We start from the raw sequence: 14,122 nt of genomic DNA on the forward strand, positions 1-14,122 counted from the left end.
CCCGCCACTCGCGGCGGCGGAACCAGCGCCCGGCGCTTTGCAAGGAGGGCGTTCCCCACTCGAACAGCGCGTCGCCGCCGAAACCCATGAACAACAGCGGCGCGAATGCTACGGTCCGCTTGTTGACATCGTGCCAGCCCGGGGCGTCCGCAGGGCCTGGTTCCGACGGCACGGCGGGTGCCCCCCCGTTAGCAAACTGCGCCCCAACCTCCGGCCCCAGCCCCTCGATCGCGATACCGAGGTGATCCGCGACCAGCCGTGCCAGCACGAACTCCTGATCGTCGTAAAGCGTTTCATTGTGCATGGTATAGGCACGGAGCGCGAACTGCGGCTTATCCCGTGCGGCCAGCGTGGTGATGGTCGCGGCAATGCTGGTCGAATCCATTCCGCCGCTCAGCTGGATCCCGGCAGCATCGATATCGCGCACCCGGTCGGCAACCGCCGCGTCGAATAGCGTACGGAACCCGTCGGCCAGCGCAAGATGATCGCGCTCGCTGGACACTGGCGGCAGGGCGGCGGGCAGCCAATAGCGCCGATCGTGACGCATGCCATCGCGCAGCAGCACAGCGTGACCGGGCGCGATGCGTCGGATCGACCGGTACGGCGTCATGGCCGGATCGAGGAAATAGCCGAACAATGCACAGTCCTGGAGCGCCGTGTCGTCGAGGCTTTGATCCAATCCGTCGAGCTGCAGCGCGGCGTCCAGCGTGTTGGTCAGCACAGTGCCGTTCGCGGATTCCGCCACGAACAGCTGTGCCACGCCGAACGGATCGCGCGCCGCGAACAGCTGCTGTCGCGCTTCGTCCCAGACTACGAAGCTGAAATCCCCGATCAGATAATCGAGCAACCGCTCCTGCCACAGGTCATAGGCATGCGCGATGAGCGTGGTGTCAGGAAGCTGCGGATCGATCACGCGCCCGGCCATTGCCAGCCCATTAAGAAAGGCAACCCGATCATCGATCCGGATATCGCCGATGCAGCGGATCGCCGCGCGCGGACCATGACCGCTGGTCAGATCGGCATGCGCGCGATGGTCGCCGGTCTGGCACAAGGTGACGCGGTCGAGCGTGACGCTCTGGCGCCAGTTGGGACCGCGCGCATGCAGGATGTCGAGCATCGCGACGCCCTGTTCAGACGCCTGGTCATCGCGATGGCGCATCACAAGAGCGGCGAAACCGGACATGGTGTCGATCCTCGATCAGGAAGGCGCGCGGTGCAGCCCGCATGGCGGGCCAGCCGGCATCTGCGTTACCGCAGCCGCAATGGCATCCGCTGCTACCGCCGCGCCCGCCGCATTGAAATGCCCATCATGCGCCCAGTAATGGTCCCGGCGGAGCGCGGGCAGCAGATCGACCGGCGCGATACCGGCCCGCTTCAGTTCCGCGATATAGGCATTGGTGGCCGGACCATGGGCACGGCGCCGCACCTCGTCCAGCGTTGGTATGATGAACTGCTGAAAGGTCATCCCCTTGCCCTTTGCATGGCGCGCCATGCGATCGGTGAACGCGACTGCGCGCTGCACCGCCGCCGGTGGGGCATTCTCGCCATATAGCCCATTTGCAGCGTTGCGAGGCTCCGCCAGCCCGATCGTCCGGGCGGTCGCCGCGACCAATTGACGCAGGCGAGGCAATGACAGCGTGCGCAACGGCGGAACCCACCAGCGCGCATGTCGCGCATCGGCCTTGCGCGCTTCTTCAACCTGCCTGGCGATGGTGCGGCGGACGGTGCTCAACGGTTCCGGTTGTCCGTTGGGCAAGGTGCGTCTGAAGACGCGAAACCCGTCCACCACCGTTTGTGACAATGGTGGATCGAGATCGTTGGGGTAAAAGAGATAGACGACATGGCATGCCGTCACCGGACTGCGGTGAAGCGCCATCAGCAGATCGGGGAAGTTATAACCGCTGACCCCCAGATTATAGACGTCGAGGTCACGCCGCCGATGCTCAACCTGCCGGTCGATGCGGTCGCGCTGATCGACGAGTTCCCCATATGCGAACGAATCGCCGACCAGCAGCACGCGTGTGCGCTGGCTCTGCCGGGGCGGGTCGTCGCGCTGACCAAGCGCGTTCACTTTCACGGTCCACTGCGCATAGCCATCATCGAAGCGCGCGGAATAGCCGGGGTTGAGCACGATGCCGAGCGTCTGATCGGGCTTGTAGAGGTTGCGCTGGAACTCCGGGCGCAGGCGCGGAAAGCTGGTCGCCCACAGGAACGTCTCGCTCATCAGCAACGCCGCGTAGGTGGCACCGACGACCATCAACAAGGATCGCGCGCGGTGCAGTCCGCGCACCGCCCGGGCGGCATGGTCGCTAACGTCTGCCGCCTCCTCCACGCGCCGCTACCGACAGCTCAACCGACTTGCACTAGCTGATGCTCGACGAGTTGCTCGACGAGCGCCAGGATGTCGGCCCGACAGCTGGCTTCGTCAACATCATAACGCGCTACCACATCGGTGACGAGATCGCCCACCGACTTTGGCGCGTCGAGCTGGCGCCAGATGTCGCTCCCCACCGCATTGAGACCGAAATACAGGCCGGTGCTGATCGTCATCAGCACCGTCTGCCCATCCATTTCCGAGGAGATCTGATCGGGGTGCCGACGAATGATCGTGTCGAGCGTAACGGTCACGTCGTGGCCTCCAAGGCAGCAAGCCGCATTTTTACGGCGCTGCTAGCGCCAAAATCAATAGCGCCAGCGCGTGGCTGCGCGCTGGCGCAGTGGATTGCTTGGGGATGCAGGCTCGCTGGATCGACCAGCCCGTCTGCGCCCGGCTAGGCCCCGGCGACATAGTCCGATCGAATAACCTCCACATCCGACAGGAACAGCACGCCCGGACGCTCGGCGAACAGCGTACGCATCGCGGCGGCGGCGTCCTGAATCCGCTGACGGTCGCCGACCGCGACGAACATGACCAGCCCGGTTTCGTCATTGAAGATCGTCCGCCCCTGATGAAAGCCGCCATGGCCCATCCCGGCCACGTCGCGGATCATCGACCATCCGGCGATCCCCGCCGCGCGCAGATTGCGCTCGACCAGGCCATGGTCGGCGGCATGGACGATCACTTCGATCTTGCGCATCGGGTGCAGGGGCAATGCATCGGGTTCGGTCATTGATCATTCTCCAGTTTCGGGGCGGGACAGCCAGGCGTCCCGGCCAGTCAGTTCGGTGTTCGGGCGCCAGCGGCGCGGTTCGGACGTTGCGGGATCGATCGCGACCAGCTGGACCCAGCCATTGCCGAACAGCCGCTGCAGCACCGGATGCCCGGCGATCACCGCGTCGATCCGGTCGAGCGGCGCTTCGACGATGGTCAGCAGCCGCTGCGGGATATGCGCGGGCAGGCCGTCGTCATGGAACAGCGACTGGCGCGGCAGGCCGATGGCGAGGTCGCCACCATTGCCGCGCATCACCCCGATCCGCGCGACCGGGTTGTGGATCGCCTTGTCCCCGGCACCGTAACGGTCGTTATCGATGGTTGAGAACAGATACTGGCAGTTGATCCATTGCGCGACGACCATCGGCGCGGTCAGGATCGTCGCGAGCGCCTCACCCGTAGGATCGCAGCGCCAGTCGTAATCGTGCAGAAAGGCCCGCCCGTCGAGATCGACTGCACGCGTGCGATCGCGCGGCGCAACGATGAAGGCGGCGTTGCCGGTCAGACCCCATTCGGGCCGCACCTCGCCCCAATGCGCGGCACCGCGCACCAGATCGTCCGCCGTCCGGTCGAGCTTGCGCGCACGTGCCGCCCGCGCATTGGCCCCTGCCTGCTCCAGGTCGCGCATCAGCCGCGCGACCCGATCGCGATGCTGCGCCGGCACATTGGCGGTGCCGAACAGCGTCACCTCATCCGTTGTCGTATTATGCTCACCGGCGAGCGCGACGCCATCGGGCGGCATTTCGAGCGCCGCGCGCACTCTGGGATCGTTGAGGATCGCCGCCAGCGCGCGCGCATTGGGCGCGCCGCCATGCCCGGCACACGCCCCGCAGTCGAGCGACGCGGCAAAGGGATTGTTGACCGCCTCACCTCGATGCCCGACCAGCACGATCACCGGCGTTTGCGGGTCCAGTCCGGTCAGCGCGAACAGCGCGCGGGCATAACCGATCCGTTCGTTCAGCGTGAGGCCGCCGCAGCCGCCATGCGCATCGATCGCGGGGGCGAATGGCGTATCGCTGCCGCGCCATGCCTCCTGCCAGCGTCGCATCGCGCCGGGGAACAGGGTTTGTGCGAGCATGGCGAACCCGGCGAGCGGGCCGGTCACTTCGGCGGTGGCATAGGCAGTGGCGCTACCGCCCTTGAGCCAACCGAACATCGCGCTGCCCCAGCGCGCGCGCCGCTGTGCCTGCACGGCGCGCTCCGCCGCTGCCTCTTCCCCCGGGGCGGGGCGCATGACCAGGTCATGCTGCGGACCGACCAGTACCGGCAGCTGGCGCTGGCGATGCATCCCGTCGGCATGGATCGCGATCGGCAGCCCGAAAAAGCCGGCATAGCCCGCCGTGTCCCACGGCCCGACGGCCTCGATCGCCCGACGCATCGGTTCGGAGCGGACATCGATACAGAAGACCAGCGTCGCCTCCGCCGGACGGCGCACCGGCTGGGGCCCCGTGCGGCGCAGGTCGCGGACCAGCGTATCGCGATACTCCGCCTCCGCCGCCTGCTGAAAGATCAGCGCCAGATCGGTGACGCTCATGGCCACGACCTGTTCGGCAACTCCGCCCAGCGCCGGGTCGGGCAGGCCGAAATGCTGCGCCAGCGCCACGCGCGTGCCGGCCGGGTCGGCCGCCCGCTCCACCATTCGCGGCGGATCGACAAGATGGTCGGCGAGCATCAGCAGCGCGATCAGGTCGGCCATGGTCGCCGGCGCATCGGCGACGCGGTCCGGGTCGGCATGGTCGATGCGCCAGCGGATATGGCCCGCCCAGCCGGGCAAGCGGGCGACGGTGCAGCCGAGATATTCGTCCAGCGCCGCATCGCCGACGCCGCGCCGGTCGAGCATCGCGGCAATCGCGGCGAGCGGCTTGTCGGGCAGGTCATGGGGCATGCGCGACGGTGCAAACCCCGGCATGTGGGCCAGCACGTCGCGCGTTGCGGCAAACAAGCCCCCGTCGCGCCGTGGCAGCACGAGACCCGCCGGGCCGGGATCGAAGCACGTCGCGCACAGATCGGCGACCGCGACCGCCCCCGGATCCGCCGATGCGAGCACCTCCTCAGCCTCGGGGAGATCGAACAGTCGCGCCATCAGGCAGTCGAGCCGCGACACATTCGGGCCGAGCAGACGAAAGGCCTCGTTGATGCCGCCGAGCGCCGCAATCGCGCCATCGCGGACCGCCGCCCGCCCGGGCCGACCCGTCGCGCTCAGCCGCCGCCACAGCGCCAGCGGCAGGCCGGTCCGCGCACCGAACCGGGTCGATGCGACGCGGATCGCTTCGTCAAAGGGAAGGTCCTCGAACCCCGTCAGCGGGTTGACCGCGATCGCGCCGTCGAGCGGCCAGAGCGGCGCAACGCTCAGGCTGGCGAGATCGATCGCGACGCGCAGCCGCGCCTGATCGATCCGGCGCGGGGCGAGGTCCGCATGGGTACGGGTCATGACGTTCATGGTCGGCCTTTCGATCAGGCGTTGAGGAGGCGCGCATAGAGCGCGGCGGGGATCGGCATGCGCCGGTCGAGGATCAGCGTCTGGACCAGCCAGGCGGTCATGAAGACCGCAACGATCGCGACCGGCAGCAGCGGTCCGCCCAGCGCGGGCCCGTCCGGGTCAGCCAGAACCTGCGCGAACAGCTGCAGCCCGGCGGCGTAGGTCGCCGCAAGCACGGCTGCGATCAGCGACAGAACTGCATGGCGGCGAAGATGGATCAGCGTGGCCAGCGCCATCGCCGCAGCCAGGATCAGCGGCACCGCGCTAGGCATCGCACCGGCCAGCTGGCCCAGCACCGACGTGGCAGCGATTGCCAGCGCACCGATCGCGGCCACAGCGGCCGGGGCGAGCCGCATCGGCACCGCCTGTTCTGAAATCCCGATCGCCGATCCCGAGCGCAGGAACAACCACGCCTTGAACAACCCGTGTGCGACGATGTGCCACAGCGCGGCGGCATAGGCGCCCAGGCCGCAGGTCATCAGCATGAACCCCATTTGCGCGCTGGTCGATCCGGCCAGCGCGCGCTTCACATCGGGGCGCACCAGCATCATCGCGCTGCCGATCAGCGCGGCGACGATGCCCATGCCGATCACCAGTGCACGCGCCGCCGGCGCTGCCTCCAGCACCGGGGCGAAGCGGATCAGCAACAGGCCGCCGGCATTGACGAAGCCGGCATGCATCAGCGCCGACGCCGGGGTCGGTGCCGTCATCGACCGCGCCAGCCAGCGATGGAAGGGAAACAGGGCGCAGCGCACCGCAGCGGCCAGCACCAGCAGCAGCGCCGCGAGCGTCGCCGGCGTGTCTGTGATCGTACCGAGCGCGCTGGTCGAAAGGCTGCCGGTCTCGGCGGCAAGGATGGCAAAGGCTCCCACCAGTGCGACATCGCCGACGATGAACGTCGCGATCATCCGCCGCCGTGCCGCCCGCGCCTCCGTCCAGGTCGCGACATGCCCCACCAGCGCCGCCATCAGCCAGCCGGACGCGATCCAGCCCAACGCGATCAGCCACAATGCATCCGCGACCACGAACAGCATCACGGCAGCCACCAGCAACAATGCGGCAACTGCAAACCGCTTGGGATCGGCATCGGCGCGCAGGTAGCGGCGTGCGAAGGACAGCACGATTGCGCCGACAAATCCGGTTAGCAGCATGGCGATCAGCGCGAGTGGGTCCGCCTGTGTCCAGCCCGTGGCAGCGGCCAGGGTCAGCGCGACGGCGGCCCCAAACAAGGCCCAGGCGAGACGCGCAGCCATGGCGATCGCCCGAACCTGCGGCATGCACGCGCACAGCATCGCGGCGAGCAGCGCTAGCGGGACGACGGAAAGTGTAGCGTTCATTCGGCGGGCTCCTTTGCGGGGGCCCTCTGGCGAATGGCGATCAATGAGTAAAACGAGTAATTGACATATTATCCATGAGCTTTTCAAATGACACGCATGCCAAACCGTTCGCTTGACCTTGATTTGCTGCGCAGTTTTGTCGCGGTGGCCGATACCGGCAGCTTTACCCGCGCCGCGCCACTCGTCGGGCGGACCCAGTCGGCCGTCAGCCTGCAGATCAGGCGGCTGGAGGATCAGCTGGGCCGCCCCGTGTTCGTGCGCGGCGCGCGGCGCGTGGCACTGACCGTGGAGGGGGAACGACTGCTTGCGCATGCCCGCCACATGCTGCGGCTCAACGACGCCGCGATGGCCGAACTGACCGAGCCGGATGTCGCAGGGCTGGTGCGGCTGGGTGTTCCGGAAGACTTTGCCACCGCGCACCTGCCCGATGTGCTCGCGGCCTTCACGCAAGCGCATCCGCGCGTGGAACTCGAAGTAACCTGCGACCTGACGCTCAACCTTCAGCGCGGTTTCAGCGCGGGTGCGTTCGACCTGGTGCTGCTGAAGCGCGACCCCGGCGTCGCGATCGACGGCATCCGCGTGTGGCGCGAGCCGCTGGTGTGGGTGGCACGCGACGCGGGATCGATCCCGGAGGATGGCCCCTTGCCGTTGATCGTTTCTCCCCAGCCCTGTGTCTATCGCAAGCGCGCGGTGACCGCGCTCGATCGGGCGCGGAGGGCGTGGCGCTGCGCCTATACCTCGACCAGCCTGACCGGGACGCAGGCGGCGGTGCGCGCGGGCCTGGGCATCGCGGTGCTACCGCGCGAAATGTGCCCGCCCACCCTGACGCCGCTCGGTCGCGACAGCGGATTACCGCCACTCGACGACACCGAAATCGCGCTGATCGAAGCACCCGGCGCAACGCTCACCGCCCACCGCTTCGCCCAGCACATCGCCTCGGCACTGGAACGCTGAAGCGGTGCTCAGGTCGCGGGGTCTTTTCGGGACTGCAGCATGCAGCGCGCTGGCAACTGGCGGAGCGGGAGGAATCTAAGAGGCAAACCTAATTATCTGTTTCAACGGGATATTTTGAATCCGCAGTTACCGCTTCCCCACATTTTACCTCACACGTGAGATGGGATGTGGCGCGACACAGCTAATGGCAGCTTTGCGCCCCATATCAGTCAACCGGCCAGCCGTGGTCTTGTCCCGCAAGCAGCCATCGAGCACTCCCGGATAGGCCCCCCAGGGAATTTCGCCAAGCGCGTGCCAGCGCCCAACCGCATTCACTGCCGTCCGGTACCGATGAGATCAGAAGACAATCGGTGGGGCAAGCCTATCGGTGACGAGGCGTCGGCATCTGCACCGGCATCGCCAATCAAGCACACCAACGTTGACGTCGAGATGGGCCGCCGCCGACAACCGGCGGCGGCGCGCGGCAATCGAGGAACCTGGCGGCTTGTTCGTCGCTATAGCACATGCGCACAAGGACTTCGTGGGGGGAGGGGCGATGGTTAAAAGTCCGTGGTGGCAGAGCGCGGTCATCTACCAGATCTACCCGCGCTCCTTCCAGGACAGCGACGGGGACGGGATCGGCGATCTCGCGGGGATCGAGCACCGGCTCGACTATGTTGTCGCGCTCGGCATCGATGCGATCTGGCTGTCGCCGGTCTTTCCCTCGCCGATGAAGGATTTCGGCTATGACGTGGCGGATTATTGCGCGATCGAGCCGATGTTCGGCGACCTTGCGGCGTTCGATCGGCTGTTGACGGCGGTTCATGACAGGGGGTTGCGCCTCATCCTCGACTTCGTGCCGAACCACAGTTCCGACCAGCATCCCTGGTTTGTCGAAAGCCGCGCGTCGCGCAATAATCCCAAACGCGACTGGTATATCTGGCGTGATGCGAAACCCGACGGTTCGCCGCCCAACAACTGGATCAGCGACTTCGGCGGATCGGCATGGGAGTGGGACGCGGCGACCGGCCAATATTATTTGCACGCCTTCCTGAAGGAGCAGCCGGACCTCAACTGGCGCAACCCCGAGCTCAAACGGGCGATGTTCGATGTGATGCGCTTCTGGCTGGACCGTGGGGTCGACGGGTTCCGCATCGACGTGCTGTGGCACATTGTGAAGGCGGCGGACCTGCCCGACAATCCACCAAACCCAGACTGGACACCCGACCGAACCGAGCGCGACCGCGTCCTACAGCGCCACTCGACCGACCAGCCCGAGGCGCATGCCATCTCGGCGGAAATGCGCGAGATCGCCGATGACTATGGCGAGCGGCTGCTGATCGGCGAAATCTTCCTGCCCAATGCCCGGCATGCGCGCTGGTACGGCACATCGGAGCGGCCGCAGGTGCAGCTGCCTTTCAACTTCCAGCTGATCGAAACGGGCTGGGAAGCGGGGCAGCTGCGCACGCTGATTGCGGACTATGAGGCGTCTCTGCCCCCGCATGGCTGGCCCAATTGGGTGATCGGCAGCCACGACGCGCCGCGCATCGCCGGGCGGATCGGCGAAGCACAGGCGCGCGTCGCGGCAATGCTGCTGCTCACGCTGCGCGGCACGCCGACGCTGTATCAGGGCGACGAGCTCGGCATCGGGCGGGTCGATATCCCCGTCGATCGGGTCCGAGATCCGCAACATCTGCGCCAGCCGCAGCTCGACATCGGACGGGACCGATCGCGCACGCCCTTCCCGTGGGACGACAGCCCCAATGCGGGCTTCAGCACCGGCGAACCATGGCTGCCGCTCAACGCCGACTGGCGAACGCGCAACGTCGCGGCGCAGCAGCGCCAACCCGGGTCGATGCTCAGCCTCTATCGCGACCTGCTGGCGCTACGCCGGGCCCATGCGGCGCTTTCGGTCGGGGAAATCGCGCTGCTCGATACGGGCGGGGACCTGCTGGCCTATGAGCGTGTGCGCGGGAGCGAACGCCTGTTGATCGCACTCAACCTTGGCGGCGTACCGGTGCCGTTGCCCCGACCGAGCGACCGACGCCCGATGCGGTGCCTGCTGTCGACGCTCGGACCGCGCGCGATGGACGGCACGCTTCGGCCCGATGAAGGCGCGATCTTCGAATTGCAGGACGACAATTGATGCGCATCGCGATGCTGGCCCCGATCGCCTGGCGCACGCCGCCGCGCCACTACGGGCCGTGGGAGCTGGTCACCAGCCTGTTGACCGAGGCGCTGGTGGCGCGCGGAATCGACGTCACCCTGTTCGCCACGCGCGACAGCGTCACCGCTGCGACTCTCGATGGCGTGGTGCCGGCGTCGTACAACGAAGATCCGTCGATCGACGCGAAGGTGTGGGAATTCCGGCACTTAGCGCATGTCTTCGAGCGCGCCGACGCGTTCGACATCATCCACAATCAGGCGGATTTCCCGGCGCATGCCTTTGCCAACCTGACTCGCACGCCGATCGTCACCACGATTCACGGGTTCTCGTCGGATCGCATCCTGCCGATGTACGCGCCCTATCAAGATCGTGTGCATTATGTCGCGATCAGCGACGCCGACCGCCACCCCGACCTGCGCTATGCCGCGACGATCCATCACGGCATTCCGATGGACGCGTTTCCGCTGAATCCGGGGGGCGGCGCAGACCTGCTGTTCTTCGGGCGAATCCATCCGGACAAGGGCGCGGTCGAGGCGATCGCCGCGGCGCGCGCGTGCGGCATCCCGCTGCACATGTACGGCATCGTCCAGGATGAAGGCTATCACCGCGACATGGTGATGCCGCAGGTCGATGGCGCGGCGGTCCACTATCACGGCGCAGTCGGCGGGGCGCGGCGCGTGGCGGCGCTTGGCAATGCGCGCGCGCTGCTGCACCTGATCAACTTCGACGAACCCTTCGGGCTTTCGGTGATCGAGGCGATGGCGTGTGGCACGCCGGTGATCGCGATGTGCCGCGGATCCATGCCCGAATTGATTGAGGACGGCGTGACTGGCTTCATCGTCGATTCGGTCGACGATGCGGTCGCCGCGATCGCCCGCGTTGGCGATCTTGATCGCGCGACGGTGCGCGAACGCGTCCGGGGGCGTTTCTCCGTCGAGCGTATGGCTGATGAGTATATCCGGCTGTACCGGCGCATATTGGGACTGTCATGATCACCGTCGACCGCGATCCACCGACGCAGTGCTGTCAGTGCCTCGATGAGGAATTTTGCAACGGGTGCAATGAACCGCATAACATATTCTTGTAGGACGCCGTCCGAACGATCACGACCACCAAATCCCCGACGGCCAGCGAAGCAGTTCACGTCTGAACTGGGCTAATGTCCCCTTCCCTCGATCGAGCGTTGACAGCTGCCTGTCAGCTACCGGCCGAGGAGCTGCCGAGCCGTGTTGGCGGAACCGGCCAGTCGGGAATGCGCCCTCAATCCGCGATTCATCGATATGCAGCGACGCACAGAAAGCGGACATGGAGGCGTAAGAGATAAACGGTGGCGCGCCGGTTCGCTTCACTGCGGCACACTTCCCTGATCGAAATCGAAGCCCGGCTCATTGCGGCGGCGGTTGCTCTGGCCGAGCGTGTAGGTCACACCGAACAGTAAAATCCGGCCTGCGCCGCGCTGTTCGAACCGGTCGCGCAATGTCGGTGTCTCGATGAACGTCAGTTGCTTGGCTGAATCGAGCACATTCTGGGCCGTCAGCATCAGACTGAACCGGTCGTTTAGTTTGCGACGATAGCCAAGGTTGAGAACGCCGTCCGACCGGCGATAGCCCTGCGCCAACAGCTGGTCGCCCGACAAGAAGCCGCTGACTTGCACATAATCCTTCTGGGTCGGCTGCCAGGTCAGGTTCGCGCGCAACGTACCGCTGGTACCCGATCGTGGTGCCGCCAAACCGCCGATCCGCGCGTCGATCTCGTTCCACATAAATGTGGCGGACGCGTTGTAGCTGAGCGTCTTGGACAGCTTGCCATTGGCGATGAGTTCGACGCCCGCGCGCTCGCCGGTGGCCAGATTGGCGCGCGTCGTCAGGAACACGCCTCCCAGATCGGTGACGATATCGGTCACGCCGCCGCGCGAAGTGCGGTAGAAGGCGGTGACCGAATAAAATGCTCCGCCCTTGCGCAGATGCCAGCCCAGCTCGAACGAATCGGTCACTTCGGGCAGCAGATCCGGGTTGCCACGGCGCAGGTTCAGCGGGTCGATATAGAGGGTGTAGGGGTTCAGATCCTGACCCGAAGGGCGCTGGACCCGGCGACTGTAGCTCGCGCGCAGCTTCTGGCTTGCCGACAGTTCGTAGCCGAGATGCAACGTCGGATAGGCGCGGAAATAGTCGTTCTCGGCGCGCACCCCGTCGGTAATCTGATTGAGGTCCAGGTCGACCTGCTCGAGCCGCAGCCCCGGCTGGAGTTCCAGCTCGCCGGTGTCGATCTGAAAGGTCGCGAACAGCGCATGGACGCGCTGGCGCAGATCGAAGCGATTGGTCAGCCCGGCGACCGGCGTCAGCGTGTCGAAGCTCCCGCCGCGCGCGCCCGCAAAGTCGAAATCGGTCTCGCTGACCTCGCCCTGATAGCCGATATTGAGCGAGCGCCCTTCGCCCATCGGGCGTTTGTAATCGAGCTTGATGTTGAGGTCCGACCGGTCGCCCGCATTGCGGATGCGCTCGTACGCCGAACTGCCGCCAGCCGGGGTCGTGACCCCTTCGATCTCGCGGCGCATGCGGAACTGCTCCAGTTCGACATCTGCTGAAAGCTCATGGCCGGTTGCGATGGTCTTGCGCCACGATGCACGGCCGCCGATCGCGCGCATCCGCATGCTCATGTCCGATTCGCGATCATAGCCGCCGCCGGCGGCCGCGCCGACGACGCTGTCGTCGCGATCGCTTTCGACGCGGTTGTTGCGCCAGTTGAACTCGGCGCTCAGCCTGTTCTTCTTGTCGACGTCATAGTCCACGCCGAAACGCGCGCTCCGCGCCGACATCATGTTGTCCTGAAGGCTCTCCTGCCGACTGGTCAGCGTGTTGCTGCCATCGATCCGCACCCGGTCCTGGACGAGGCCGCTCTCGGTCGTGAAGCGCCGATAGTTGAGTTCGCCGGTCAGCGTGAGCGGCCCGCTGGAGTTCGCGACGCTCGCGCTGACGCCGCCGCGCCCTTCGCCACCGATATTGGCTCGGACGGTCACCGATCGGGTGTTGCTTCGTGTGCGCCGAGTCACGAGGTTGATGACCCCCGCCGACCCCTCCGGGCTGAACGCGGCTGAGGGGGTGCTGATGACCTCAACCCGCTCGATCTGCCCAGCAGGCATGGTCAGCAGCACATTGCCGCGCGATTCACCGCGCATCATTGCCGAGGGGCGGCCGTCGATCAGGATCGTGACGCCCTGATCGCCGCGCAGGCTGACGCGCCCTTCCACATCGACCTCGACCCCGGGGACATTGCGCAGCGCGTCGGCAACGGTCCCGGTCTGGACCTGCAGGTCCTTGCCGACATCGAAGCTCATCCGGTCGGTCGACACCGTCACCGCCTCGCGACCGCCGGTGATCGTCACCTCCTCGGGCTTGGCGGGCGCAGGCTTGGGTTCTTGCTGCTGCGTCGCCGATGGCGGGGTCTGTGCCGCTGCTGCAAACGGAACGACGGACGCAGTGGCGAGGAAGCTGGCGACAAGACGAGACACGAACATGGGATACGACCTTTCAGGTGAACAGGATGCGCGAAGGGCTATCGCGCACGCCGGGTGAGCGGCATGAGCGGGGCATGAGCCTTTCGTGAAAAGCAGAAGTCGTGGGGGCCTAGCGCTCCCAGTGGCGGCGGATCGCCAGGCCGAACAGCGCGAGCGCGACGGAGAACCAGGCGGCAGCGGCGACCGCCCAGCCACCGATCGCGGGCAGCGCCGTCCAGATCTGGACATAGCGCTTGCCGGTCCCGGGGCGCCAATAGGACAGGCTGTCCTCGCCGCCGCTCAGCAGAAAGTCGATCCCGATCGGCCCGTTGACGCTCCACTCCCACACTTGCGCGATCCCGCGCTCGAACCCGCCCGGGGGTCCAAGATTATTGGCAGCCGACAGGAGCAGGCCCGCCCCGACGCCCAGCCCGGCGATCCAACGCACCGGATAGCGAAGACCCAACACCGCGGCGCTGCCGATCAGATAGATGATCAGCGCCGCAACGAACGGGACCAGCCAGATCCAGGCGGGCGTGCGCCAGTCGTGGCGGGTCAGCGC

General features: G+C 66.5%; 11 protein-coding genes. 3 read left to right on the forward strand and 8 right to left on the reverse strand.

What is annotated here, in order from left to right; translation table 11 throughout:
• The 6 genes from AX681_RS23490 to AX681_RS23515 all read right to left on the reverse strand — a co-directional run.
• Positions 1–1,183 (reverse strand): asparagine synthase-related protein (locus AX681_RS23490; protein ID WP_231734858.1); only part of this gene is annotated, 1,183 nt, incomplete at its 3' end.
• A gap of 15 nt (positions 1,184–1,198) precedes the next feature.
• Positions 1,199–2,332 carry an alginate O-acetyltransferase AlgX-related protein gene (locus AX681_RS23495; protein WP_156442714.1) on the reverse strand — a complete coding sequence of 378 codons (1,134 nt, stop codon included), beginning with the start codon at positions 2,330–2,332 and terminating at the stop codon, positions 1,199–1,201.
• Positions 2,333–2,349: 17 nt separating this feature from the next.
• The gene (locus AX681_RS23500) at positions 2,350–2,628 is read right to left on the reverse strand and encodes a PqqD family peptide modification chaperone (RefSeq protein ID WP_156442715.1); all 279 of its coding nucleotides are present in this window, start codon (positions 2,626–2,628) and stop codon (positions 2,350–2,352) included.
• 143 nt (positions 2,629–2,771) lie between these two features.
• On the reverse strand, positions 2,772–3,110 hold the full coding sequence (locus tag AX681_RS23505) for a P-II family nitrogen regulator (protein WP_066659725.1): 339 nt from the start codon (positions 3,108–3,110) through the stop codon (positions 2,772–2,774).
• Between the two features lie 3 nt (positions 3,111–3,113).
• On the reverse strand, positions 3,114–5,591 hold the full coding sequence (locus tag AX681_RS23510) for a putative inorganic carbon transporter subunit DabA (RefSeq protein WP_066681826.1): 2,478 nt from the start codon (positions 5,589–5,591) through the stop codon (positions 3,114–3,116).
• A 14-nt stretch (positions 5,592–5,605) separates the two neighbouring features.
• Entirely contained in the window at positions 5,606–6,967 is a 1,362-nt protein-coding gene (locus AX681_RS23515; protein WP_066660540.1) for a proton-conducting transporter transmembrane domain-containing protein, read from the reverse strand.
• An 87-nt stretch (positions 6,968–7,054) separates the two neighbouring features.
• Here AX681_RS23515 and AX681_RS23520 point away from each other — a divergent pair, with 87 nt between their 5' ends.
• The 3 genes from AX681_RS23520 to AX681_RS23530 all read left to right on the forward strand — a co-directional run bounded on the left by AX681_RS23520 (position 7,055) and on the right by AX681_RS23530 (position 11,059).
• Positions 7,055–7,921, forward strand: a complete 867-nt coding sequence (locus AX681_RS23520) for a LysR substrate-binding domain-containing protein (RefSeq protein WP_231733748.1) — start codon at positions 7,055–7,057, stop codon at positions 7,919–7,921.
• Positions 7,922–8,456: 535 nt separating this feature from the next.
• Complete coding sequence (locus AX681_RS23525; RefSeq protein ID WP_066660535.1) at positions 8,457–10,046, forward strand: alpha-amylase family glycosyl hydrolase; 1,590 nt, start codon at positions 8,457–8,459, stop codon at positions 10,044–10,046.
• Positions 10,046–11,059 (forward strand): glycosyltransferase family 4 protein, encoded by a 1,014-nt coding sequence (locus tag AX681_RS23530; RefSeq protein ID WP_066660532.1) that lies wholly within the window; start codon positions 10,046–10,048, stop codon positions 11,057–11,059. Before AX681_RS23525 ends, AX681_RS23530 begins: the two co-directional genes overlap by 1 nt.
• 353 nt (positions 11,060–11,412) lie before the next feature.
• Here AX681_RS23530 and AX681_RS23535 read toward each other — a convergent pair whose 3' ends face one another.
• Positions 11,413–13,581 (reverse strand): TonB-dependent receptor domain-containing protein, encoded by a 2,169-nt coding sequence (locus tag AX681_RS23535; RefSeq protein WP_066681829.1) that lies wholly within the window; start codon positions 13,579–13,581, stop codon positions 11,413–11,415.
• A gap of 109 nt (positions 13,582–13,690) precedes the next feature.
• On the reverse strand, positions 13,691–14,122 hold a 432-nt coding region (locus AX681_RS23540; RefSeq protein ID WP_197424226.1), incomplete at its 5' end, for a hypothetical protein.

The organism is Sphingomonas sp. CCH9-E2 (genome assembly GCF_001557215.1).
Lineage (GTDB): Bacteria > Pseudomonadota > Alphaproteobacteria > Sphingomonadales > Sphingomonadaceae > Sphingomonas.